Source organism: Variovorax sp. Root318D1 (assembly GCF_001424835.1).
Classification (GTDB): Bacteria; Pseudomonadota; Gammaproteobacteria; order Burkholderiales; family Burkholderiaceae_C; genus Variovorax.
In genome coordinates this window covers 17,371-43,928 of record NZ_LMCQ01000005.1, presented here as the reverse complement: position 1 = coordinate 43,928, position 26,558 = coordinate 17,371, and the positions used below count along the sequence as shown (strand labels likewise).

The following is a 26,558-nucleotide window of genomic DNA, read 5'->3' as shown; positions in this document are numbered from 1 at the left end:
GCCGCTACGCGGGGTCGAGCTCTAGCAAGCGGCTCTTCACGATGGTGCCGAACTGCGCGTCGCGGATGATGTCCAGGTGGCCGGTGCCCGCCACCACTTCGGTCGAGAGCACGCGTGCCCGGTCCGGCCATTGGCGCAGGACACCCGGCGCCTGCAGCGAGCGCTCGGCATGGAACACCTGCACGGGCAGGTCGGTTGGGGCCTCCTGGTAGCGCGCGGACTGCACGCGGCTGTCCAGCGTGGCCCACAGCAGGTACTCGTAGGCTTCGTCGCCGGCGCCGTCGAGCGGCGAAACCCAGGCCGGGGCCAGCAATTGCTCGGCCACCCAGGTTCGCTCCGCATCGGTCATGCGGGCGAACAGCGCCTTCCACTGCGCCGCCATGTCCGACTTGGCAAGCCATGCGGCCAGCACCTCGTCAGCCTGCGCGCGCTGCGCCGGCGTCAGGGTGCCCGCGGGAACCATCGGCTCCGACTCGAACACATCGACCGCGCCGAAGAACACGATCTCGATGCGCCCCTGCAGTTGACGCGCCACCTCGAAGGCCAGGTCGCCGCCGAGCGACCAGCCCAGCAGCGCGCAGCGGCCGCCAGTGGCGGTTGCGACGATGAAGTCCGCATATTCGGCCGCGAGTTCGCGAATGGCAAAGCCGCGCCAGCGCTTGCGCGTGTAGACGTGGCTCACGAAGGCATACACCGGCCGGTCGCCTTGGACCGCGCGCGCCAGCGGCTGGAACTCGCGCGAGTTGACGATCAAGCCGGGCAGGCAGAACAGCGGCACACCCGTGCCTTCGGCATGAAGGCACACCGCATCGCTGGCGGTGGCCGCACGCTGGTGCACGCGCGCCGCGAGTTCGCACAGGCTTGCGGCTTGCATCACGTCGGCCAGGCTCAGGTGGCTGCCACCGGGCAGCTGCTTTCGGATGCGCGCGACCAGCTTGAGGCTCAGCAAGGAATCGCCGCCCAGTTCGAAGAAGTTGTCGTTGCGCCCCACGCGCGCCACGCCCAGCACGTCGCTCCAGATCGCGGCCAGTGCCTCTTCGGCATTGCCTTGTGGCGCTTCGTAGGCGCGTTCGCTGCCCAGCCCTTCCGGCTCCGGCAAGGCCTTGCGGTCGACCTTGCCATTGGCGTTCAGCGGCAAGGCCGCGAGCGTGACGACCAAGCGCGGCACCATGTAGTCGGGCAGCACCTGGCCGAGGCGTTCGCGCAGCACCGCGCTGTCGACCGCGTGGTCCGCATGCGCCGCGATGTAGCCCACGAGCGAGGTGCTGCCCGGGCTTTCGCGCGCCACCACCACCGCCTCGCGTACTTCGGGCTGCGCGAGCAACTGCGCCTCGATTTCGCCGAGCTCGATGCGCAGGCCGCGGATCTTCACCTGGTGGTCGATGCGGCCCAGGTACTCAATCTGCCCCTCGGCATTCCAGCGCACCAGGTCGCCCGTGCGGTACAGCCTGCCGCCGTTGCCGCCGAACGGATCGGCCACGAAGCGCTCGGCGCTCAAGCCCGGCCGGTTCAGGTAGCCCCGCGCGAGGCTCACGCCCCCGAGGTACAGCTCGCCCGCCACACCGCGCGGCACGAGGTTGAGCTCGGCATCGAGCACATAGGCTTGCGTGTCGGTGATCGGCTGGCCGATGGGGACGAGACTCTGCCCATCGTCACGGCAGGTCCAGCGCGTGACGTGGATCGTGGTTTCGGTCGGGCCGTAAAGATTCTGCAGCGTCGCACCACTGAGGCGTTGCAGCGTTTCCTTCTGCGTCTCGGCCGGCATCGCCTCACCGCCGCAGATGATGTGCCTGAGCCGCGTGCTGGCCTCGATGCCTTCGTGCGCGAGAAAGGCCTGCAGCATCGATGGCACGAAGTTGAGCGTGGTGACCTGGTGGTGCTGGATCAGTTCGACCAGCCGGGCCGGATCGCGATGGTCGCCGGGGTTGGCAACCACCAGCCGCGCACCGGAGGTCATGGGCCAGAACAGCTCCCACACCGAAACGTCGAAGCCGAACGGCGCCTTGTGCAGCACGGTGTCCTCGCGGGTAAGGCCGTAGGTGCGCTGCATCCAGGCCATGCAGCTGTGCAAGGCATCGTGCCGGATGGCCGCGCCCTTGGGCTTGCCGGTGGAGCCCGAGGTGTAGATCACGTAGGCGAGGTTTTCGCCGTGCAATGCAACCTGCGGATCGGTGTCGGGCTCGCCGCCGAAATCGATGCTGTCGATCTCCAGCGTGGTCAGGCTGCTGCGGTCGTCAAGGCAGTCGCGCGTGGCGCGGTGTGCCAGCAGCAGTTCGATGCCGCTGTCCTGCACCATGTAGGCGAGGCGCTCGGCCGGGTAGTCCGGGTCCAGCGGCAGATAGGCGCCGCCGGCTTTCAGGATGCCGAGCAGTCCCACCACCAGCTCGACCGAACGCTGCATGACGATGCCCACGCGCATGTCGGGCTTCACGCCGAGGGCGATCAGGCGATGCGCCAGGCGGTTGGCCCGGCGGTTCAGTTCGTCGAAGCTCAATGCCTCGTCGCCGAAGAGCAGCGCGATGGCCTGCGGCTGCGCGCGGGCCTGTTTCTCGATCGTCCGGTGCACGGGTTCGTGCTGCGGCTCGCGCTGCGCGTTCACGCTCCATGCCGCGAGCTGCGCTTTTTCGGGCGCGTCCATCAGGTCGACGTCGCCCACGGCGTGCCCGTCGTCGCCGCCCAACGCACCGAGCATCGCGACGTAGTGCGCGGTCATGCGTTCGATGGTGCCCTGCTCGAACAGCTCCGATGCGTAGATGAAGCTCGCATGCATGCGCCCGTCGGCATCCTCGCTGGTGCTCAGCACCAGTTCGAACTGCGCCACCGGCGCCGCCAGCGCATAGTCTTCCAGCGCCAGGTCGGGCAGCCGCTTCAGCGTGCGGGAGTCGGTCCGCTCGTGGCTGAACATCACCTGGAACAGCGGGCTCACGCTCAGGCTGCGCTCGGGCTGCAGCGCCTCCACCAGTTGTTCGAACGGCAGGTCCTGGTGCGCCTGCGCGCCCATCGCGGCCTCCTTCGCCTGTGTCAGCACCTGTGCCAGGCTCATGCGGCTTTCGACCGCGCTGCGCATGACTTGCGTGTTGACGAAGAGCCCGATGACGCCTTCCGTCTCCCCGCGATGGCGGTTCGCTACCGAGACGCCCACGCGAATGTCCTGCTGTCCGGTGTAGCGGTGCAGCAGGGCCTGGAATGCGGCCAGCAGCACCATGAAAAGCGTCGCACCCTGGGCGCGTGCGCGCTTGTGAAGGCCTTGCACCAGCTCGGGCGGCAGGTCGACGCCGTGCCGGGCCGCGGTGTAGTGCCCGCTCGGCCGCCGGCTGTGGTCCGTTGCGAGCTGCAGCACCGGGTTGCCGGTGCCCAGGCGCTCGGTCCAATAGGCGAGTTGCCTTTCTTTCTCGCCCGCTTCCAGCCAGTTGCGCTGCCATGCCGCGTAGTCCACATAGCGGATCGGCAGCGGCGGCAGGTCCATCCCATCGCCGCGCACCCGCGCACGGTACTGCGCCACGAACTCGCCCACCAGAAGATGCAGCGAGGTGCCGTCGGCGATGATGTGGTGCATCACCAGCACCAGCACATGCGCCTGCGGCGCGAGCCGGATGACGCCGACCCGCATCAGCGGACCCGTCGTGAGGTCGAAGGGCGTCGCGCTCAGGCGGCGGGCTTCTTCGCGCGCATGCGCTTCCACATCGCCCTCTGCACCGGCCAGGTCGATGACCGGAATGTCGAGAGCGACGTGGTCCTGCACGATCTGTTCGCACAGCCCTTGCGCGTCCGGCTGGAATACCGTGCGCAGCGAGGCATGGCGTTCGACCAGCGCCGCAAAACTCTTCTTCAGCGCATCGATGTCCAGCACCCCATGCAGCTTCAGCGCGCCGGAGATGTGGTACGCCGTGCTCTTCGGGTCGAGCTGCCACAGGAACCACTGGCGCAACTGCGCATAGGAAAGTTCGGCCTTCGTTCCAGGCGGCACCGCCACGATGGGCAGCTTGGCGAAGTCCACGCCCTGCTTCTGCAGGAGGCCGAGAAACACCTTCTGCTTTTCCCGGGACAGGCGCGCGAACCGGTCCGCGATGCTGTGTTTGTCGATCTCCATCAATCCTCCAGAAGGTCGAGCAGCGCGGCCATCTGCGCGAGGTCTTCGGACCCTCCCGCCGCCGCTGTGCCGACCTCATCCTGCACGACGCCGGCCATCGCGGCCAGCGTCGGGTTTTCGAAATAGCGCTTGAGCGGCAACTGCACCGCCAACTGCTTCTGCACTTTGGTCTGCACGGCCAGGAGGCTCAGCGAATGGCCGCCCAGCTCGAAGAAGTTGTCGTTGCGCCCGATGCGGTCCACCTCGAGCACTCCGGCCCAGATGGCGGCGAGTGCGCTCTCCACATCTCCCATGGGCGGCACATACGCGCTGCCGCCCGCCAGCTCCGGATCGGGCAACGCCTTGCGGTCGACCTTGCCGTTCGAATTCAGCGGCACGGCATCGAGCACCATCAGGGCCGCCGGCACCATGTAGTCCGGCAGCTTCCGCAGCAGCCGCTCGCGCAGCGCCATGGCGTCCGCCGTCTGCCCCGCCCGTGCGGACACATAGGCCACCAGCCGCGTACCGCCCGCGCCCTCCTTCGCCAGCACCACCGCTTCGCGCACTTCGGGCTGCGCGAGCAATTGCGCCTCGATCTCGCCGAGCTCGATGCGAAAGCCGCGGATCTTCACCTGGTGGTCGATGCGACCGAGGTAGTCGAGCTCGCCGTCGCCGCGCCAGCGAACCAGGTCGCCGGTGCGGTACAGCCGCCCGCCCGCGGGGCCGAAGGGCGCGGCCACGAAACGCTCCGCGCTCAGGCCGGCGCGGTTCAGGTAGCCGCGCGCCAGGCCCGCGCCCGAGACATGTAGCTCGCCCGCCACACCGACGGGCAGCGGGTTGAGGTCGCTGTCGAGCACCCACAGGCCGAGGTCCGGAATGCAGGCGCCCACCGGGCTGCTCTGCTCGTCGAGGTCGGCGCGCAAGATCGGCCGGTAGGTCACGTGCACGGTGGTCTCGGTGATGCCGTACATGTTGACCAGCTGCGGTTGCCGGTCGCCGAAGCGTTCGATCCACGGACGCAGGCTCTCGGGCTCGAGCGCTTCGCCGCCGAAGATCACGCAGCGCAGCGGCAGGCGATCGCCCGCGGCCAGCGCCGCACTGTGGATCAGCTGCCGGAAGGCCGACGGCGTCTGGTTCAGCACGGTGACCTTTTGCTCGCGCAGCAGCGCCACGAAATCGTCGGGCGAACGGCTGACCCAGAACGGCACGACCACCAGCTTGCCGCCGGTGCACAGCGCGCCGAAGATTTCCCACACCGAGAAGTCGAAGGCGTAGGAGTGGAAGTTCGTCCACACGTCTTGCGCACCGAAGCCGAACCAGGGCTGTGTGGAGTCGAGCAGCCGCGTCACGTTGCGGTGGGTCAGCTGCGTTCCCTTCGGGCGCCCCGTGGAACCCGAGGTGTAGATGACGTAGACCAGGTGATCGGCATGCACCGCCACCTCGGGCGCGTGCGAGGGCTCCGCGCTCAGGTCGGCCGTATCGAGCGCCAGCACACGCACGTCGTCCTGCAGCGGGAGCTTCGGCGTCACGTGGCTTTGCGTGAGCAGCAGGCGAATGCCGCTGTCCGCGATCATGTAGGCCAGGCGGTCGGCGGGGTACTCGGGGTCGAGCGGCACGTAGGCGCCGCCGGCCTTCAGGATGGCGAGCAGGCCCACCACCATCTCGATGGAGCGTTCCACCGCAATGCCCACCTTGACCTCCGGCGCCACGCCAAGGCCGATGAGCCGGTGCGCGAGCCGGTTGGCGCGCAGGTCGAGTTCGGCGTAGCTCAAGCTTTCATCGCCGAAGACCACCGCCGTCGCATCAGGATGCAATGCGGCCTGCCGTTCGAACCAGCGGTGCACGGGTTGCCCGGTGGCGCTGTCGTGCAGGTTCTTCGCGGGCTCCGGTTGCGTTGAATCGCCTTCGTCCCGCAGGCCGATGTCGCCCACCGGCGCACCCGGCTCGTGCGCAAGCGCTTCGAGCAGTGTCTCCATGCGGCGCGCCAGCGTCTGCACGAGCGCTTCGCCGAACTGGCTGCGCGCATGGCTGTAGCTCAGCACCAGCGTCTCGCCCTGGTTGACCGAGAGCGTCATCGGGTAGTTCGTCTCCTCGCGGTTCCAGACTTCGCCGAAACGCAGCCTGTCCGGCGCGCCCTGCTTCAGCGCCTGGTCCAGCGGGTAGTTCTCGAACACCACGATGCTGTCGAACAGGTCTTGCCCGCCCTGCCCCGCCCAGCGCTGGATCTCGTAGAGGGGCGTGTGTTCGTGCTCCTGCGCTCCGAGGTTCTGCGCCTGCAGCTCGCGCAGCCAGTCGCCCACGCTCCGTGCCGGCTGCAGCGCGGCGATCACCGGCAGCGTGTTGATGAAAAGGCCCAGCATCTGCTGCGCACCGGGGAGCTCCACCGGCCTGCCCGCCACGGTGGCGCCGAAGCTCACCGTGCGCTGCCCGGTGTGGCGCGCCAGCAGAAGGGCCCAGGCAGCTTGCACCAATGTGTTGAGGGTCACGCGTTCGCGCTTCGCCGCTTCCATCAGTGCGCGCGTGCGCTGCGCTCCGATCTCGAAGCGGTGCATGCCATGGCCCGTCTGCGCATCGCGCGGCTTGGGCAGGGTGTTGGCCAGCCATGTGGGGCCTTCGGTACGGCCGAGCTGTTCGCGCCAGTACAGCTCGTCGGCCTTGCCGTCGCGCTGCTGCAGCCAGGAGATGTAGTCCGCGTAGCGCCCACTCGGGGATGCGACGGCTTCGCCGGCATAGTGCCGCAGCATCTCGCCCATCAGCTGCGAGGTGCTCCAGCCGTCCAGCAGCAGGTGGTGCATGGTCCAGATGAAGTGGTGCTTGCCGCCCTGCGCATGCACCAGCACGAGCCGCATCAATGGTGGCTGCGCAAGATCAAAGCCCTGCGCGAGCTGTGCCCGCGCCAGGTCGTCGAGCGCATGGGCCACGTCGGCACGGTCGCGCCAGTCGTGCTCGGCCATCGGCAACCCGGTCTGCCGGGCCACCCATTGCAAAGCGGGTTCGCCCACGAGGAAACCGGTGCGCAGCACGTCGTGCCGCTCCAGCACTGCACGCCATGCGGCCCTGAAGCGCACAACATCGAGCCCGTCGATATCGACGCGCAGCTGATTGACGTAGGCGCTGCCGCCGGGTGCGTACAAGCTGTGGAACAGCATGCCCGCCTGCATCGGCGAGAGCGGGTACAGGTCCGCCAGGTTCGCCGCCGGAACCGGCAGTGCGTCGAGCAGTTGCGAACCGATGCGTGCCAGCGGAAAGTCCGACGGCGTCACGCCCTGTGCACCGCTGGTGCAATGCGCCACCAGCGCTTCGAGCTCCTGCTGGAACCGTTGTACCCAGCCTTCGACGGCCGCGCGATCGTGGCGCGCCTGGCTGTAGCTCACGCGCAGCGCCAGCACGCCGTCGTGGACCTGGCCGTTGACCGCGAACTCGTGCGTCAGCGGTGCGCCGGCATCCACCGGCGCGCCGCTCGGTTCGTGGGCCAGCACCCATTGCGCGCGCTCGTCGGCGCCGGCATCGAACTGGCCGAGGTAGTTGAAGACCACTTGCGCACGGGGCAGCGCGCGCAGCGCCTGCCGTTGCGCGGGATTGCCGAGGTACCTGAGCACGCCATGGCCAATTCCCTTGTCGGGAATGCTGCGCAAGGTTTCCTTCACGCGCTTGATGGCTTCGCCCGGTTCGCCCAGCGGATCGAGCGCAACGGGGAACAGGGTCGTGAACCAGCCGACGGTGCGCGACAGGTCGATGTGGTCGAACAGGTCTTCGCGGCCGTGGCCTTCGAGGTCGACCAGCACCTTGGCGTGGCCGGCCCACGCGCACAGCGCGCGGCCCAGCGCGGCCAGCAGCAGGTCGTTGGCCTGCGTGCGATAGGCCGCGGGTGCGTCCTTCAGCAGTGCCTGCGTCGTTGCCTTGTCCAGCCGCAGCTCGACGGTCTGCTGGTCGGCGACGGTGTTCGGCCCCTCAGGGTGGGCGCACGGCAGCGCCGCGGGAACGTCCGCCAGGGCCCCCCAATGGCCGATTCCTTCGGTATGACTCTCCGCATAGCCCTGCAGCGCGGTGGTCCAGTCCTTGTAGCTGCTGCTCTTGGCGGGCAGCACGATGACTTGGCCCGCGAGGGTCTGGCGGTAGGCGTCCTGCAGGTCTTCCAGCAGGATGCGCCACGACACGCCATCGACCACCATGTGGTGGATGGCCACCAGCAGCCGCGATTCGCCGGTCGGCAACTCGACCGCGAGCCCACGCAGCAGCGGTCCGCGCGCGAGGTCCAGGCTGCGCTGTGCTTCATCGCAGAGCGCTTCGAGCTGCGCCGCATCGCGGGCCTTGCGCACCCACAGCAGCTCGTCGAGTTCGCTCTGCGGCATCGCGGTATAGCGCTGATGCCACGCGCCTTCGGCGTCCTGGCTGTAGCGCAGGCCCAGGCTGTCGTGGTGCTGCGCCACCGCGCGCAATGCCTGCCGGAAGGCCGGCAGCTGCAGCGGCTCGCGGCACTTCAGCAGCACCGCCTGGTTCCAGTGGTTGCGCACCGGCATCTGCATCTCGAAGAACGCATGCTGGAACGGCAGCAGCGGTGCCTCACCGTGCGCATCGCCGGCAGCCGGGCGCTTGGCATCGCCCACGGGCTCGGCCGCGCCCGCGAGCTGCGCCACGGTCTGGCGTTCGAAAATCTGCTTGGGACTCACCTTCCAGCCCGCGAGGCGCAGCCGCGCCACGATCTGCAGGCTCAGGATGGAATCGCCGCCCAGCTCGAAGAAGTTGTCGTTCCGGCCCACGCGCTCCAGGCCGAGCACGCCGGTCCACACTTTGGCGATGGCCTGTTCGGCCTCACCCTGCGGCGCTTCGTAGGCCTTCTCGTCCTGCGCAAGTGCGGGCTCCGGCAGGGCCTGGCGGTCGACCTTGCCGCTGGGGCTCAGCGGCAGCGCATCGACCACGACGATGGCCGAAGGCACCATGTAGTCGGGCAGCGCGTGAGAAAGTCGCTCCTTCAACACCGCCACGTCGACGGACCGTTCCGCCTTCAGCGACACATAGGCCGCGAGCCGCGCACCGCCCGGCCCGTGGCGCGCGATCACCACGGCTTCGCGCAGCTCGGGCTGGGCCAGCAGCTGCGCCTCGATCTCGCCGAGCTCGATGCGAAAGCCACGGACCTTCACCTGGTGGTCGATGCGCCCCAGGTATTCGAGCTGGCCGTCGTCGCGCCAGCGCACCCAGTCGCCGGTCCGGTAGATCCGTCCGCCGGCATCGTCGAAAGGGTCGGCCACGAAGCGTTCGGCCGTGAGCGCGGCACGATGCAGGTAGCCGCGCGCCAGGCCCGCGCCGCCGAGGTACAGCTCGCCCGCGACGTTGCGCGGCACGAGGTTGAGGTCGGCATCGAGCACGCGCGCGCTGCGGTCGCCCACGGGCCGGCCGATGGGCGCGTAGCCCTCTTCGAAGCTCGCCGCGCCATCGACCTTCCAAAGCATCGGCGTCACCACTGCTTCGGTGGGGCCGTAGCCGTTGATCAGCAGTTCGGGCTTCAGGTGCCGGCGCACGGCATCGAAGCCTTCGCGCGACATCGCCTCGCCGCCGAAGGAATACAGATGCACCGGCGGGCAGCGGCCGGTGTCGCGTGCCCAGTCGGCCAGCTGGCGCAGGTAGGCCGGCGGAAAGCCGGCATTGGTTACGCCGTGGCGCTGCATCGCGTTCAATGTCTGCTCGGCGGTCCACAGCGACGCATCGCGCAACAGCAGCGAGGCGCCGCAGCACAGGGCCGTGAAGAGGCGCTCGTGCGCACCGTCGAAAGAGAAAGAGAGAAAGTGCAGCTCGCAGGAGTGCGGCCCCATCTCGTACAGCACGGCCGTCTCGACGCAATGCGCGGCGAAAGGCCCGTGCGACACCATCACGCCCTTGGGCATGCCGGTCGAACCGGAGGTGTAGATGATGTAGGCCAGGTTGCCCGCATGCACCGCGATGCCTGGCGAATGCACCGGCTCGGCACCCAGGTCGAGGGTGTCGAGTTGCAGCACGCTCACATGCTCGCCGCAGGGAATGCGCGCCTTCACATGGCTTTGCGTCACGAGCAGGTCGATGCCGCTGTCCGCAACCATGTAGGCCAGGCGGTCCGCGGGGTACTCCGGGTCCAGCGGCACATAGGCGCCGCCGGCCTTCAGGATGCCGAGCAGGCCGACAACCACGTCGAACGACCGCTCCACCGCGATGCCGACGCGCGTGTCGGGCTTCACGCCGAGCGCGATGAGCCGGTGGGCCAGGCGGTTGGCGCGGCGGTCGAGCTCGCCGTAGCTCAGCACCTCGTCGCCGAACAGCAGGGCCGTGGCTTCGGGGCGCTCGCGGGCGTGCCGCTGCATCAGGCGATGCACGGGCTCGCTGCGCTGGCCGGCCTGGGCGTTGACGCCCCACAGCGCGAGCCGATCTTTCTCGGCAGGCGCGAGCAAGTCGATGTCGCCGACCGCCTGCGCCGGAGTGCCGGCCAGCACGCCCAGCACCGCCAGGTAGTGCCCCGCCATGTGCGCGACGGTCTCGGCATCGAACAGCTCCTGCGCATAGTGGAAGCTGGCCTGCACATGACCCTGCGCGTCTTCAAGCACGCTCAGCGTGAGTTCGAACTGCGCGGCCTGGCCGCCCAGTTCGTGGTCCTGCAAGGTCAGGCCGGGCAGGTTCTCCAGCGCGCGAAGGTCGCGCCGCTGGTGGTTGAACATCACCTGGAACAACGGGGCGGTGCCAAGCCTGCGCTCGGGCTGCAGGGCCTCCACCAGCTGTTCAAACGGCAGGTCCTGGTGCGACTGCGCGCCCATTGCGGCATCGCGTGTGGCTTCCAGCGCCTGCAGCAGGGTCGTGCGGCTGGTCAGCACATTGCGCAGAACCTGCGTGTTGACGAAGAAACCGATGACCTTTTCAGCTTCCACGCGATGGCGGTTGGCCACCGGCACGCCGACACGGATGTCTTGCTGCGCGGTGTAGCGGTGCAGCAGCACTTGCAGCCCCGTAAGCAGCACCATGAAGGGCGTCGCGCCCTGGGCCTGCGCGCGCTTGTGCAGTGCATCCGCCACCTTTTGCGGCAGCGCGACGTCATGGCGGGCGGCGCGGTACCGGCCGTCCGTGCGGCGCGGGTGGTCCGTCGGCAATTGCAGCACCGGGTGTTCGGTGCCCAGATGCGCCTTCCAGTAGTCGAGTTGCCGCTCTTTCTCGCCGGCTTCCAGCCAGTGCCGCTGCCAGACGGCATAGTCGGCGTACTGGATCGGCAAAGGTTGCAGCCTCGACGGCTGCCCGTTGGCCCGCGCGCGGTAGTGCGCCACGAACTCGTCCACGAGAATTTTCAGCGACCAGCCGTCGGACACGATGTGATGCATCACGACGACGAGCAGGTGTGTCTGTGGGTCCAGGCGGATCAGCGCGACCCGCAGCAGCGGATCGGCCGTCAGGTCGAAAGGCGTCTCGGCAACGCGCCGGGCTTCTTCCTGCGCCCGCGCATCGCGTTCGCCGTCCGCGAGCGCGCCGAGGTCGATGAGCGGAATGTCCAGCCCGGCGCGCTGCTGCACCACCTGCTCGACCAGGCCTTCGGCATTCGCGCGGAACACCGTGCGCAGCGATTCGTGGCGTTCGACCAATGCGTCGAAGCTCGCCTGCAGCGCGTCCCTGTTCAAGAGGCCCTGAAGCCGCAGCGCACCGGTGATGTGATAGGCCGAACTGCCCGGCTCCAGCTGCCAGAGAAACCACTGGCGCATCTGGGCATACGAGGGCGCGCAGGCGGGGCGCGTCGCCTCGTCGCGCGCAAGGATCGGGAACTGCCCGATGGTCAGCCCCTCGGCGCGGATCTTCTGGTACACCGCGCGGCGCTGCGCCGGGTTCAGGCGCGAGAAGCGCTTGCCGATCTGGTCATGGGTGGCCGCGATGTCCATCAAGCGATCTCCAGGCTGTCCATGAAGGCGTCGATGTCGGAGAGAGACTGGGCCACGGGTTTCCTTTCGCCGGCACCTGCAATGAGTCGGGCCATGTCCATGAGAACCGGCTGCCTGAAAATGTCGCTGACGGTCAGGTCCGCATGCATCGCGCCCTGCACCCGGGCGACCACCTGCACGGACATGAGCGAATGCCCGCCGAGCTCGAAGAAGTTGTCGTGCCGGCCCACGCGCGGCACGCCGAGCACCTCGGCCCAGACCGCGGCCAACGCTTCTTCCACGGCACCCTGCGGCGCCTCGTAGGCCTGTGTGCTCGCGCGCTCGGGCTCGGGCAATGCCTTGCGGTCGACCTTGCCGTTGGCGTTCAGCGGCAAAGTCTCCAGCACCACGACGAGGCTGGGCACCATGTAGTCGGGCAGCGCCCGGCCGAGGTGTTCGCGCAACCGCGCGGTGTCGATGGCCTGCCCCGCCTGCGCCGAGATGTAGGCCACGAGCCGCGCGCCGCCCGTGCCCTGGCTCGCGACGACGACGGCTTCGCGCGCTTCGGGCTGCGCGAGCAACTGCGCCTCGATCTCGCCCAGCTCGATGCGAAAGCCGCGGATCTTCACCTGATGATCGATGCGGCCCAGGTAGTCGAGCTGGCCTTCGCTGTTCCAGCGCACGAGGTCGCCGGTGCGGTACAGCCTGCCGCCGCCTTCGCTGTCGAACGGATCGGCCACGAAGCGTTCCGCGGTCAGGGCCGCACGCCGCACATAGCCTCGCGCAAGCCCTGCACCGCCCAGATAGAGCTCGCCCGCGGCACCCGGCGGCACGAGGTTCAGTTCGGCATCGAGCACATAGGTCCGCGTGTCGTCGATCGGTCGCCCGATCGGCACCTGGCTGCGCCCGTCGTCTCGGCACGTCCAGTGCGTCACGTCGATGGCCGCCTCGGTGGGACCGTACAGGTTGTAGAGCGCGGCCTGCGGCAGCCGCCGGAACACCTCGTTCTGCGCTTCGGCCGGCAATGCCTCGCCGCTGCAGACGATGCGCCGCAAGCTGGTGCAGGCCTCGACGCCCGGGTGCGCGAGAAAGGCTTGGAGCATCGAGGGCACGAAGTGCAGCGTGCTCACTTCATGCAGGCGGATCAGTTGCGCGAGGCGCACCGGTTCGCGGTGGTCACCGGGGTTGGCGACGGCCAGCCGGGCACCGAACATCAGCGGCCAGAAGAACTCCCAAACCGACACGTCGAAGCTGAACGGTGTCTTCTGCAGCACGGTGTCCGCTTCGCCGAGCTTGTAGGCCTGCTGCATCCACACCAGGCGGTTGTAGAGCGAACCATGGCGGTTGGCCGCGCCCTTGGGCTTGCCGGTCGATCCCGAGGTGTAGATCACGTAGGCGAGGTTCTCGCTGTCGAGGGCCACCGCCGGGTTGCTTTCCAGATAGCCGCCGAGGTCCAGCGTGTCGAGTGCAAGCATCGGAATGCCGGACCGCAACGGCAAGCATTCCTTGAGGCGCTCCTGCGTCAACACCAGCGCGAGCCCGCTGTCTTCCACCATGTAGGCGATGCGGTCCGCCGGGTATTCCGGGTCGAGCGGCACATAGGCGCCGCCGGCCTTCAGGATCGCGAGCAGGCCGACCACCAGCTCGGTGCTGCGCTCCAGCGCCACGCCGACCTTTACCTCGGGGCGCACGCCCTCCTCGATCAGGCGATGTGCCAATTGGTTGGCCCGGCGGTCGAGTTCGCCGTAGCTCAAGACTTCCGCACCGAAGATCAGCGCAGTGGCATTCGGGCACTCGGCCGCCTGTTGCTCGATCAGGCGATGCACGCATTGCGCTTCGCCGCGGCGATGGGTGTTGACGCCCCATTGCGCGATCCGGGCACGCTCCGCATCGCCCAGCAGATCCAGTTCGCCCAGCTTCGATGCCGGCTGGCCCACCAGCGCTTCGAGCACGCGCTTGTAATGGCCGGCCATGCGTTCGATGGTCTCCGGCTCGAACAGCTCGGCCGCGTAGCGGAAGTTGGCCCGGATACCGCCGTCTTCGCGTTCGATGGTTTCCAGCGTCAGCTCGAAGGGCGCCGCGCGTTCCTCGAGGTCGATTCGCCGCACCTGCAGATCGGGCCAGCCCCGCAGCGGCCTGTCCCCCTGTCCCAGGTGGTTGAACATCACCTGGAACAGCGGCGCGGCCGCGTGCCCGTGCTCCGCGCGCAGCGCCTGCACGAGGCACTCGAAAGGCAGGTCCTGGTGCGCCTGGGCTTCGAGCGAGGTGTCGCGCACCTGTGTGAGCAGGTCGGCCAGGCTCGTTTTCGCATGCAGGCGCGCATCGAGCACGAGCGTGTTGATGAAGATGCCGATGACGCCCGCGGTCTCCGGACGGCTGCGGCCCGCGACGGGCACGCCGACGCGAATCTCGTTCTGACCTGTGTAACGGAACAGCAGGGCATGGAAGGCCGTGAGCAGCGCCATGAACAAGGTGCCGCCCTGCGCACGAGACAGCTGCTTCAGCTCCTGCGCAAGACCCGTGGGAATGTCGAGCGAGTGCTGTGCCGCGCTGTAGCGGGCCTCGGCGGACCGCGGCCGGTCGGTGGTCAACGCGAGCACCGGCTGGCTGCCGCCGAGGCGCTTGCGCCAGTAGCCGAGTTGCCGTTCGCCCTCGCCGTCGGCCAGCCATTTGCGCTGCCACAGCGTGAAGTCGACGTAGCAGATCTCCGGCTGGGGCCGCGTGTCCGGCAGGCCCTGCGTTCGCAGGGCGTACGCCTGGGCAAGGTCGTCGAGCATGAGCTGGACCGACCATGCGTCGGAGATGATGTGATGCATCATGAGCAGCAGCTGGTGCTCACCGTCGGCCATCTTCAGCAAGGCGCAGCGCAGCAAGGGGCCGGTTGTCAGGTCGAAGGCGGTGCGGCAGACCTGGGCCACCACCTCGTCGTAGCGGGATTCGCGCGTCTGCGCATCGAGCACGCTGAGATCGACAAAGGGAATGTCGATGCGAACCTCCGCCTGAACGCGCTGCTCCGGCAGGCCTTCGGGGCCGGGACCGAACACGGTTCGCAATGCTTCATGGCGCCTGGCGATCGCCTGCATGGCATCCTGCAGCGCCGCCGCATCGAGCGGCCCCGAAAAGCCCAGGCCGCCACCGACGTGGTAAGCGGTGTTCGCGGGGTTCAGCTGCCACAGGAACCACTGGCCCTGCTGCGCGAAGGACACGGGCACGGGCCCGTCGATGTGGCCGCGCACGATGGCCTCGCGCGCGGGCGCCGCGTTGCCGCCTTGTTTCAACCGGCGCTGCAGCAGGCTCAGCTGCTCGGGCGAGAGCCTGGCGCGCCGTTCGGAAAGAGGAGATGTTTCGCTCATGATGAAAAACTTGCAGTGATGCGATCCGTGGCCGGATGCGGGTCGTCGGTGGCAGGGGCCTCGCGCTCGATCTCCTCGATCAGCCGCAGCTCGACCAGCGCGGCCAGCTCGGCCACGGTCGGCGCCTTGAAGAAATCGGCCGGCTGCAGCTCCACGCCATAGGCCTTGCGCACGCGCGACAGCAGGCGGATCGCCAGCAGCGAATCGCCGCCCAGTTCGAACAGGTTGTCGTGCACGCCCACGGACGCGATGCCGAGCGCTTCGGTCCACAGCGCGGCCAGCCCTTCTTCCAGTTCGCCTTCGGGCTCGGCATAGGGTGTGGGCAGCACGGGGCGTGAATGGCTGGCGCGGGCTTCGGTTGCCGGTTGGTCAGCGCCCACGGTGTCGAGCAGGTTGCCGAGCGGGCGCAGCCGCGGCGCCAGCGGCGACACGGAGACCACCGTCTGCGGCAGGTCGGGCCCGTTGACGATGCGCTCGAAGGCGAGCACGCCCGCGCGCTCGGCGAGGCCGACGCCCTCGGGCAGGTCCATGTCGGCCGCGGCGCCGACATCGCGCCAGGCGTCCCAGTTCACCGAGAACACCGGCAGCGCCGACGTGCGGCGGTGGGCCGTTGCCAGCGCGTCGAGGTAAGCATTGGCAGCGGCATAGTCGCTGCGGCCCAAGCCGCCGACGAGCGTAGCGATGGAGGAGCAGAAGAGCACGAAGTCCAGCGGCTCGGCGCGCAGCGCGTCGAGCAGCGCACGCGTGCCCGCCACCTTCGGCGCGAAGGCTGCTTCCACCTGCGCCCGGGTGCGCTGGACGATCATGCCGAGCCCCGGGTCCATGACCGCGTGGACCACGCCGTTGAGCGCGCCGAAGCGCGCGTGTGCCGCGGCCAGGGCTTCGCGCAGCTGCGCGGCATCGGTGACGTCCGCCGTCAATGTCAGCACTTGCGCGCCGGCGGTTTCGAGTTCGATCAGTTGCCGCAGCTTGCGGCGCAGTGCCGCGGGCTCATCCGCCGATGCGACGATGCGCTCCCAATCGCCACGCGCGGGCAGCGGCGTGCGGCCGAGCAGCACCAGTCGCGCCTTCCATGCGCGGCTCAGGTGCCGCGCCAGGGCGAGGCCTACGCCGCCCATGCCGCCGGTGATGAGGTACACGCCGCCTTCACGAAGCCGTGGCGTGGCGGGTTGCGCAGGCAGCGGCTCGTAGTTCTTGACCCAGCGATGCGGGCCGCGATAGGCAACAACAAAGTCTTCCTGCGCGGACGCGGCCTCGTCGGCGACCCGGCGTGCCAGGTCGCTTTCGGCCGCGCTTTCCGGCGCGGGCAGCACCACGTCGACGACGCGGCAAGCGACCGACGGATATTCCTGGCTCGCGACCTTGGCGATGCCCAGCAGGGTGGCCTTCTCGGGTACCAGTTGTTCAGTGCCGGAGACATCCTCGAGGCCGTCGGTGACGATGGTCAGAGCCAGGGGATCGCGGCCCGATCCGGCCGAGGCGTCGAACGCATGCACGAGCGCGAGCAGGCTGAAGTAACCGGCTTCGAAAGCATCCGCATTCAGCGGCGTGGGCCGGCCGCCGTCGAGGCTCCACAGATGATGAATCCGGCGGACCGGACCCGCTTCGGCTTCCGCTTCCCGCAGCAGGGTTTGATGATCGGCGCGCTCGCCCGATCGCACCGTGTACTGCCCTGGCGCGGTGCGTTCAAAGCCCTTGCCGCGCAAAGCTAGAACCACCTGTTCACCGCGCTCCCGCAGCGTGCGGGCGAGCCGGTCGGTGAAGCTGTCGGCATCGCCCAGGATCAGCGTGCAGCCTGTGCGTTCCGCAGGCTGTGCAGCAGCCGGCAACGGTGTGCTTCGCTGCCAGTTCGGCACATAGAAGATATCGGAGGTTGCAGCTTGCGGCGAAGGACGTGTGGCATCGCCGGCCTCGACCCAGAAGCGCTGGCGCTGAAAGGCATAGGTGGGCAGTGGCACGCGTCGCCGACCGCCGCCTTCATGACATGCGGACCAGTCGATGTCCACACCGGCGCTCCACAAGCCCGCCACCGCATTCGCCAGTTGCTGGCTGTTGCGCGCTGTCTGCTGCGCATGCGCCTGGCTGGCCCACAGGCCCGCAGCCGAGCTGCTGCCCGGATGCTGGCGCGCGAGTCCTGTCAGCGTTTCTCCGGGGCCGACTTCGAGCACCACGCGGCCGGGCTTGTCGAAGATGTGGCGCAGGCCGTCTGCGAAGCGCACGGTGTTGCGCAGGTGCCGGCCCCAGTACGCGGGGCTGGTGGCCTCCTGCGCGGTGATCGGCAGGCCGGTGAGATTGGAGATGAAAGGAATGCGCGGCGCGTGGCGCGGCACCGATGCGACCAGCTGCTCCAGTGCGGCCACGGCCGGATCGATCAGGCGCGAATGAAAGGCCACGCCAACATGCAGGCGGCGCGGCAGATGCTGGCGCGCGCGCAGTTCTTCTTCGGCGCGTGCGATGGCTTCGGGTGGTCCGGCCAGCACGCAGAGCTGCTCGCCGTTCACTGCCGCAAGATCGCAGCCTGTCGCGAGGAAAGGCGCCAGCTCGGATTCCGGCAGCGACACGGCGAGCATGGCGCCGGCCGGCAGCGCCCGTACGAGGCGCGCGCGTTGCGCGACGATGCGCAGCGCATCCTCCAGCGAGAACACGCCGGCGACGCAAGCCGCAACGTATTCCCCGAGGCTGTGGCCCATCATCACAGCGGGCTTCACGCCGCAGTGCAGCCACCACTGCGCCATGGCGTACTCGACGGCAAAAAGCGCCGGCTGTGCCACTTCGATGTGGAACAGGCGCTCGTTCGCCAGTGCTTCTTCGCCGGCAGCAGGGAACAGCAGCGGATGCAGATCGATGCTGCTTTGCGTACGCAGAAGGGCCATGCAGCGATCAAGTGCTTCGCGGAACACGGCGCGCTCGCGGTAGAGCGCGGCGCCCATGAAGGCATGTTGGCTGCCGCTGCCCGGAAAGAGAAAGACCACCTCGGGCGCGGAGGCCGGTGCCCTGCGCGATGCGGCGGCGGGAGAGGACAGCATCTGTGCGGCCATGTCCGGGTCGGTCGCCACTACCGCGCTGCGCCATGCAAAGGCGCGGCGTCCGATTTGCAGGGTGTGCGCCACGTCTTGCAGTGCCAGCGCAGGCTGCGCCTGGAGATGCGCCGCGAGCTGCGTGCGGCCTTGGGCCAGTGCCGCTTCGTTCTTTGCCGACACCGGCAAGACCTGCCAGGCCGGCGCATCCGCCGCCTGGGCCGCATTCACAGCGACCGGCGCTTCTTCGAGCACCACGTGCACGTTGGTGCCGCCGATGCCGAACGAACTCACGCCCGCACGCCGCGGCATGCGTCCCTCGACCCAGGCACGCGCTTCGGTATTCACGTAGAACGGGCTGGCCGCGAAATCGATCTGCGGATTGGGCTCCTCGAAATTCAGGCTGGGCGGCAGCACGCGGTGCTTGAGTGCCATCGTCGCCTTGATGAGCCCCGCCACACCGGCGGCCGCGTCGAGGTGGCCGATGTTGGTCTTCACGGAACCGATGGCGCAGAAGCCGCGCCGCTCGGTGTCGGCGCGAAATGCCTGGGTGAGCGCAGCCATCTCGATCGGGTCGCCGAGCGTGGTGCCGGTGCCGTGCGCCTCCACATAGCCGATGGTGTCCGCCGCCACGCCCGCGATGAGCTGCGCCGCGCGGATGACTTCGGCCTGACCATCCACGCTGGGCGCGGTGAAGCCCACCTTCGCGGCACCGTCGTTGTTGGCGGCCGAGCCCTTGATCACCGCATGGATGGTGTCGCCGCCCTGCAGCGCATCGTCCAGGCGCTTGAGCACGACCACGCCAGCGCCGCTGCCGATGAGCGTGCCGGCGGCCTTCGCGTCGAAGGCGCGGCAATGGCCGTCGGGCGACAGGATGGCGCCGGCCTGGTAGCGGTAGCCGCCCTCTTGCAGCAGGTTGAGCCACACACCGCCCGCAAGGGCCATGTCGCAGTCGTGGCTTAGCAGCGCCTGGCACGCGGTGTGCACCGCGACCAGCGATGTCGAGCACGCCGTCTGCACCGTGACCGCGGGACCGCGCAGGTCGAGCTTGTAGGCCACGCGCGTGCAGAGCGAGCCGCCGGAGTTGCCGTTCATCAGACCCAGCAGGTCAGCGATGCCGCTCTCGGCGCCGAGGCCGAAGGACGGGAGCAGATTGCGGATCAGGTACAGGTTGGTGCCCTCGCCCGCATAGACGCCGACCTTGCCCGGCCAGCGCGCGACGTCGCAGCCCGCATGTTCGAGCGAAGCCCAGGCGCACTCCAGGAAGATGCGCTGCTGCGGATCGAGGGTCTCCGCTTCGCGCGGCGTGTAGCCGAAGAAGCCGGCATCGAAGCGGTCGAAGCCGTCGAATTTCACACCGGCCTTCACGTACTCGGGATCGTCCAGCAGGCTCTGCGGCACGCCGCGCGCGCGCAGTTCGTCGTCGGTGAAGCGCGACACCGACTCCACGCCCCCCTGCACATTGCGCCAGAAGGCGTCCACATCGTCGGCGCCGGGAAATCGCCCGGCCATGCCGACGATGGCGATCTCGATGCCCGTCGGTTCAGGGAGCTCGTTGGGGTGGGACATCAGTTGACTCTCTCTGCCGCCTTGCGGCGTTGAAGCATGGCGGCGCGCTGGCGCAGTGCCCGGTCGTCGCCGGCTGCAGCCGCTGCGGCGGACGATGCGGCACCGGCCGGTGCCTGCTCGATCCACTGGGCAAGCGATTCGATGGTGGGGTACTTGAAGAGGTTGACCACGGGAATCGCAGCCTGCAGCCGGTCTTCGAGCAACCGGTGTGCGCGAATCAGGAGCAGCGAGTGGCCGCCGAGATCGAAGAAGTTGTCGTGCTGGCCCACCTGTTCGACCTGCAATACCTCGGACCAGACGCCGGCCACGGTCTGCGCGACATGGCCCTGCGGTGCTTCGTAGGCAAGCTCGCTGGCGAAGGCCGGCTCCGGCAGCGCCTTGCGGTCGACCTTGCCGTTGGCGTTCAGCGGCAGACTGTCGAGCACGGCGAAAGCGCGCGGGACCATGTAGTCGGGCAGCACCTGCGCAAGGCGCTCCTTGAGCGCGGCGGTGTCGATGACGTGATCCGCATGCGCCGCGAGGTAAGCCACGAGGCGTGCGCCGGCCGGGCCTTCCTTCGCCACAACCACGGCTTCGCGCACCGCGGGTTGCGCGAGCAACTGCGCTTCGATTTCTCCGAGTTCGATGCGGAAGCCGCGGATCTTCACCTGATGGTCGATGCGGCCGAGGTACTCCAGCTGCCCTTCGGCGTTCCATCGCACCAGGTCACCGGTGCGGTAGAGCCTTCCGCCGCCTTCGCTGTCGAAGGGATCGGCCACGAAGCGTTCCGCGCTCAGGCCGGCCCGCTTCAGGTAGCCCCGGGCCAGGCTGATGCCGCCCAGGTACAGCTCGCCTGCAACGCCCTGGGGCACGAGGTTCAGGTCGGCATCCAGCACGTGGGTGCTGGTGTGGCTGATCGGCTGGCCGATGGGCACCTGGCTTTGGCCATCGTTGCGGCAGGCCCAGTGGGTGACGTGGATGGTGGTCTCGGTCGGGCCGTAGAGGTTTTGCAGGCCCGTGCCGTGCAAGCGCTCAAGCGTCTCCTTCTGCGTTTCAGCCGGCATCGCCTCGCCGCCGCAGATGATGTGGCGCAGGCGCGTGCTGGTTTCGATGCCCTTGTGCGCGAGGAATGCCTGCAGCATCGAGGGCACGAAGTTGAGCGTGGTGACTTGGTGGCGCTGGATCAATTCGACCAGCCGGGCCGGATCGCGGTGGTCGCCGGGGTTGGCCACCACCAGCCGCGCGCCGGAGGTCATGGGCCAGAACAGCTCCCACACCGACACGTCGAAACCGAACGGCGCCTTGTGCAATACGGTGTCATCGCGGGTGAGGCCGTAGGTGCGCTGCATCCAGGCCATGCAGCTGTGCAATGCATCGTGCCGGATCGCGGCGCCCTTGGGCTTGCCGGTGGAGCCCGAGGTGTAGATCACGTAGGCAAGGTTCTCGATGTGCAGGCCGATCTGCGGATCGCTGTCGGGCTCGTTGCCGAGGTCGACTGCGTCGACTTCCAGCACGGTCAACGCACGGCGGTCGGGCACGCAATCGACGAGGCTGCGCTGCGTGAGCAGCAGCCCGATGCCGCTGTCCTGCATCATGTAGGCCAGGCGTTCCGCCGGGTATTCCGGGTCGAGCGGCACGTAGGCGCCACCGGCCTTGAGCACGCCGAGGATCGCCACCACCATCTCGACGGAGCGCTCCATCGCGATGCCCACCAGCACCTCGGGCTTGACGCCGAGAGCGATAAACCGGTGCGCGAGGCGGTTGGCCCGGCGGTTCAGTTCAGAGAAGCTCAGCGCCTCATCCCCGAAGAGGAGCGCGGTGGCGTCGGGCTGCGCGCGCGCGTGCCGCTCGATCATGCGGTGCACGGGCTCAGGCTGCGGCTCGCGGTGCGTGTTCACGCCCCATTGCGCCAACCGCGCCTGCTCGGGTGCGCCGAGCAGTTCGATGTCGCCGACCGGCTCGTCAGGGCGATCGGCCAACACCTGCAGGATCGCGACGTAGTGGCCAGCCATGCGCTCGATGGTGTCGGGCTCGAACAGCTCGGCCGCATAGATGACGGACAGCGACAGAGGGCCATCCGGCCTTTCGCGCGCTTCGAGCGTGAGGTCGAACTGCGCCGCGAGATCGGGCAGCGCGTGGTCTTCTGCCGCGATGCCGGGCAGCTGCGCGAATGCGCGATAGTCCTCGAACAGGTGGTTGAACATCACCTGGAACAAGGGCGTGTGGCTCAGGCTGCGCTCGGGCTGCAGCGTCTGCACCAGCTGCTCGAAAGGCAGGTCCTGGTTCGCCTGCGCGCCCAGCACGGCGTCGCGGGCCTGTGCCAGAACGCGCGATGCACTCAGGCGGCCGTGGACCGGATTGCGCAGCACCAGGGTGTTGACGAACATGCCGACCACACCTTCGACCTCCATGCGGTTGCGGTTGGCAATGGGTGCACCGATGCGGATGTCTTCCTGCCCCGTGTAGCGATGCAACAGCGACTGGAAGCCCGCGAGCAGCACCATGAAGAGCGTTGCGCCCTGGGTGTCCGCCATGCCGCGCAGCTTGCCGAGCAGGCTGGCCGGCAACTCGAAGGCGTGCCGCGCGGCGCTGTAGCCGGCCTGCGCCCGGCGCGGATGGTCGGTGCGCAAGTCCAGCACCGCGTGCGTGTCGCCGAGATGGGCGCGCCACCAGGCCAGTTGCCGTTCACCCTCGCCTGCCGCAAGCCAGTCGCGCTGCCAGAGCGCGTAGTCGGCGTACTGGATGCGCGGCGCGGGCAGTCGCTTGGTTTCTCCATCCAGATGCGCGGCGTAGCCGGCGGCCAGCTGGTCGATCAGCAACTGCATCGAGGCGCCGTCGGAAATGATGTGGTGCATCACCACGGCGAGCACATAGGTGTCGTCGGCGGTGCGGATCAGTGCGGCGCGCAGCAGCGGGCCCTGCGTCAGATCGAAGGGCTCGGCCTTGAGGCGCCGGGTTGCTTGTGTCAGTTGCTCGTCGCGCTCCCCGCGCAAGTCGATCATCGCCAACGGCACGGAGCCCGAGGGCTTGACCCATTGCTCCGCATGACCATCGGCGGCGGCGCTGAATACCGTGCGCAGCGAATCGTGACGTGCGACGAGGTCATCGAGACCGGCTTGCAGAGCATCGGCATTCAACACACCCGTGAGCCGAAGCGCGCCGCTCACGTGATAGGCCGCACTGTGCGGATCGACCCGCCAGAGAAACCACTGGCGCTCCTGCGCATGAGAGAGCGGCATCGGCAGAAGCCGGCGCTCCGCCGAGAGCACGGGAATCGGTGCGCTCTGCGGGCGCAGGCCTTGCGCCTGCAGTTGCCGGATGGCCGCTGCGCAAGCCTGCAGGCGCGGTTGCTCGAACAGCATCCGCGCGAGGAAATCGATCTGCCAATGCGCCGAGATGCGCGCGGCCGCTTGCGTGGCCGTGAGAGAGCTTCCGCCGCGGTTGAAGAAGTGTGCGTCGCGCCCAAGCGCGAGGTCATTGCCGTGCTTCCAGACCTCGCGCCAGATGCTTGCCACGGCGTTTTCAACTTCGTCCAGCGGCGCCTGGGTGGCCCCTTCGCCGGGGCCGCCCCGCGCGAAAGCGCCGTACTGGTAGATCGCATACGCATCGGCGGTGCCGTCGATCCATCCGGTGCGGCAGGCGCTGCGCTGCAGCTTGCCGCTGGTGGTCTTGGGGAGGCCTCCGGGGTTGAGCAGCAGCACGACCGACAGCGGCTCGCCGAACACCTCGCTCACGGCAGCGCCGAGCGCATCGACCAGCACCTCGGGCGGCACCAACTTCTGCATGCTGCGCGACACCTCCGCCGCAACGCCGATGCCTTCGCCTTCCGCGCCCTGCACCGCGAATACAGCGACGCGGCTCTTGCGCACCGCGTCGACCTCGGCCTCGATGAGCCGCTCGACGTCTTGTGGATAGATGTTGTGGCCGCGGACGATGATCAGGTCCTTGATCCGTCCCGTGACGTAGAGCTGGCCTTCGTGCATGAAGCCCAGGTCACCGGTGCGCAGCCAGCGCTGGCCGTCGCGCAGGACGAAGGTCTCGCGGGTCTCGCGCTCCTTGCCCCAGTAGCCGAGGCAAATGCTCGCGCCGCTGGTCCAGATTTCACCGATCTTTCCGGGTGACGCCGGCAACAGCGACTCGGCATCGACGATCTCGACGCGATGCCCTGGCGCCGCAACGCCGCAGCCGACCAGCATCGTGCCCTCGTCAGCCGGCGTCCCTTCGCCTCGGGCCAGGCCATCGATGGAGAAGGTGCACGCCACCATGCCGCCGCCGGGCACGCCACCGGTGACGAAAAGCGTCCCCTCGGCCAAGCCGTAGCAGGGATAGGCCGCGCGGGGGTCGAAGCCGGCGGAAGCAAAGCGTGCGATGAATTCGGCTTCGGTGTCGGCGCGCACCGGCTCCGCACCCGTGTAGGCCACGCGCCAGCTCGACAGGTCGAGCTGCGCCAATCGCGCATCGTTCACTCGTTCGAGACAGAGGCGAAAGGAGAAGTCGGGTCCGCCGCTGTGGGTGGCGCGATGACGCGAGATCAGCTCGAGCCAGCGCACCGGGCGTTCGAGAAAATGCGCTGGCGATGTAAGCACCAGCGGAATGCCGTTGTAGAGCGGCAGCAGCAGCCCGCCGATCAACCCCATGTCGTGATAGAGCGGCGCCCAGCAGACGAACTTATCGTCTGGACCCACGCCCATGCCGTGCGTCATCGCCGCTTCGTTGGCCATCAGGTTGCCGTGCGTCACCATGACGCCCTTCGGCGCCGAGGTCGAGCCCGAGGTGTACTGCAGGAACGCGATGTCGCCATCGGCGGGATCGAAGGGCGCCCATGCATCGGCAAGCGCGGCATCCACCGCATCGACGGCGATGACTTCGGCGTTGCCGAACGGTCCACCGGCATTCATTGCGCGCGCGATTGCGGCGGAGGTCAGCACGCAGCGCGCTTCTGAATCGGCGGCAATGCCGGTGAGCCGGGCCAGGTGTTGCGGACGCATGGACTCGGGCGGGAACACCGGTACCGCGATCACGCCGCTGTAGAAGCAGGCCAGCATGCACACTGCATAGTGGTCGCCGTTGTCGAGCATGACCAGGGCCCGCTCGCCCTTGGCGAACTGCTGCTGCAGCCGGGCCGCAAGGGCGCGCACGCGGCGCTCAAAGACACCGTAGCTGACCGGGTCTTCGTGGTACTCGCCATTCACCGTGCCAGCCACGGTGAGCCAGACGTCGCCCGGTCGCGTGCGTGCCAGCGCACGCAGGTGGGCGACGAAGTTCTTCGGCTGCGGGTTTGCCTTTTGCGGCATCTCGGTCATGTCGTTTCTTCCTTTGCGCGCCAAGCGAGCGCGGCTGCATAGCCGATCGGCGCCCTGAGCGTCACGGCTTGAAAATTCGTCCATTCGGGAACGGCACATTCGAGGGCGAACTGCCCGTTGGCGCCAGGCCGGATGCCGATCGACTTCAGGTGCGCGCCCACGCCGACGCCGATGGCCTTGAACACCGCTTCCTTGCCGACCCAGCGGGTGTAGAGCGCATGCAGCCGATCGGCGGCATTGCGCACTTCTTCGCATTCGCAGGTGGTGAATGCCAGCGAGGAGATAGCCTCGACGTCGACATCGGCCTTGCACGCTTCGATGTCGATGCCGATCTCGGTCACAGTCCGTGCATCGCCCAGCGCAATGAGCGCATGCGACCCGGAGTGCGAGACGTTGAACTGCGGCGCATTGCCGACTGCACACTCGATGAACGGCTTGCCATGCGCGCTCGCCACAAGCGGCACCTCGGCGGGCTCGCAGCCCACGCGCCTTGCAAGCAGATTGCGAAGCGCGGTACGTGTCACGGTGAAGCGCACGCGATCGGCCGTTCTTGCGAACCTGCCGGCCTTTGCACGCTCGTCGGACGTCAGCACCCGCCGCGCCTCCGCTGCTTCGATGGTCAGGTCGAAGTCGAGGCGGTACACCTCGATGCCCGCGGGCAGCGGATCAGGCCAGGGCGTGAGATGCATGGCGATCCCGTGCGACGACCTTGCCGAGGCGCTGCGAAAGCGCCGCCAAAAATGCCGTTTCCTGCTGGCGGATGAAGAAGTGCCCGCCGCCGAACCAGTCGAGCGAAAAGGCACCACCCGCCTCGGCCGACCACGCGTAGATGCGCTCGGCTTCGATGTCGTCGTCGCGTCCCGCGAAGACGTGCACCGGCATCGGCAGCGGCGCCTCTCCAGCGTATCGAAAGCCTTCGCACACGCGGTAGTCGGCGCCGAGCACGTCGAGCGTGATGCGCATCAACTCGGCGCTCGCAAACACTTCTTCCGGCGTTCCTCCCTGCTTGCGCAAGTCGGCGATCAACGAGGCGTCGTCGGTCTTGTCAGCGAAGCGACCGGGATCACGCCGAGACGGCGCGGCGGCGCCCGAAGCAAGCAGTGCAACAGGCAATGCGCGCCCCGTCGACCGCAATCGGCAAGCCATGCCGTAAGCGAGCAATGCGCCCATGCTGTGGCCGAAGATCGCGAACTCGCCGCGCATGGCCTCGGCCTGCTCCGCGCAGAGTTGCGCAACGAGGCTGTCGAAATCCTGAACCGGGCTTTCGGCCAGCCGGCTGCCGCGGCCAGGCAGTTCCACGGGAACGATGCGGATCCAGAGCGGCAGCAGGCGGCGCCAGCGCAGGTACATCGTGGCGCTGGCGCCCGCGCACGGCAGGCACAGCAGCGAGACGCTCGTCTCCACGC

The 26,558-nt window shown here is 68.4% G+C and carries 7 protein-coding genes; all 7 read right to left on the bottom strand.

The window, feature by feature from the left end; genetic code table 11:
• Positions 1-4 precede the first annotated feature (4 nt).
• From ASC78_RS06110 to ASC78_RS06080, 7 genes are read right to left on the bottom strand one after another with little or no spacing between them, the layout of a single operon-like run.
• Complete coding sequence (locus ASC78_RS06110; RefSeq protein WP_055797938.1) at positions 5-4,090, bottom strand: non-ribosomal peptide synthetase; 4,086 nt, start codon at positions 4,088-4,090, stop codon at positions 5-7.
• Entirely contained in the window at positions 4,090-11,952 is a 7,863-nt protein-coding gene (locus ASC78_RS06105; protein WP_055797936.1) for a non-ribosomal peptide synthetase, read from the bottom strand. The genes ASC78_RS06110 and ASC78_RS06105 overlap by 1 nt, the downstream gene beginning before the upstream one ends.
• The gene (locus tag ASC78_RS06100) at positions 11,952-15,284 is read right to left on the bottom strand and encodes a non-ribosomal peptide synthetase (protein ID WP_055797933.1); all 3,333 of its coding nucleotides are present in this window, start codon (positions 15,282-15,284) and stop codon (positions 11,952-11,954) included. Before ASC78_RS06100 ends, ASC78_RS06105 begins: the two co-directional genes overlap by 1 nt.
• On the bottom strand, positions 15,281-19,870 hold the full coding sequence (locus ASC78_RS06095) for a type I polyketide synthase (RefSeq protein ID WP_055797930.1): 4,590 nt from the start codon (positions 19,868-19,870) through the stop codon (positions 15,281-15,283). The genes ASC78_RS06100 and ASC78_RS06095 overlap by 4 nt, the downstream gene beginning before the upstream one ends.
• On the bottom strand, positions 19,870-25,152 hold the full coding sequence (locus tag ASC78_RS06090; RefSeq protein WP_055797927.1) for a non-ribosomal peptide synthetase: 5,283 nt from the start codon (positions 25,150-25,152) through the stop codon (positions 19,870-19,872). Before ASC78_RS06090 ends, ASC78_RS06095 begins: the two co-directional genes overlap by 1 nt.
• The gene (locus tag ASC78_RS06085) at positions 25,149-25,841 is read right to left on the bottom strand and encodes a 4'-phosphopantetheinyl transferase family protein (protein WP_055797924.1); all 693 of its coding nucleotides are present in this window, start codon (positions 25,839-25,841) and stop codon (positions 25,149-25,151) included. The genes ASC78_RS06090 and ASC78_RS06085 overlap by 4 nt, the downstream gene beginning before the upstream one ends.
• Positions 25,819-26,556: a thioesterase II family protein gene (locus ASC78_RS06080; protein WP_082517453.1), complete on the bottom strand. Its 738-nt coding sequence runs from the start codon at positions 26,554-26,556 to the stop codon at positions 25,819-25,821. The genes ASC78_RS06085 and ASC78_RS06080 overlap by 23 nt, the downstream gene beginning before the upstream one ends.
• Between the last annotated feature and the right edge of the window lie 2 nt (positions 26,557-26,558).

Coding starts and splice junctions, on each gene's coding strand:
- ASC78_RS06105 (WP_055797936.1), bottom strand. CDS start 11,952: ATGGACATCGCGGCCACCCATGACCAGATCGGCAAGCGCTTCTCGCGC.
- ASC78_RS06085 (WP_055797924.1), bottom strand. CDS start 25,841: ATGCATCTCACGCCCTGGCCTGATCCGCTGCCCGCGGGCATCGAGGTG.
- ASC78_RS06095 (WP_055797930.1), bottom strand. CDS start 19,870: ATGTCCCACCCCAACGAGCTCCCTGAACCGACGGGCATCGAGATCGCC.
- ASC78_RS06090 (WP_055797927.1), bottom strand. CDS start 25,152: ATGACCGAGATGCCGCAAAAGGCAAACCCGCAGCCGAAGAACTTCGTC.
- ASC78_RS06110 (WP_055797938.1), bottom strand. CDS start 4,090: ATGGAGATCGACAAACACAGCATCGCGGACCGGTTCGCGCGCCTGTCC.
- ASC78_RS06100 (WP_055797933.1), bottom strand. CDS start 15,284: ATGAGCGAAACATCTCCTCTTTCCGAACGGCGCGCCAGGCTCTCGCCC.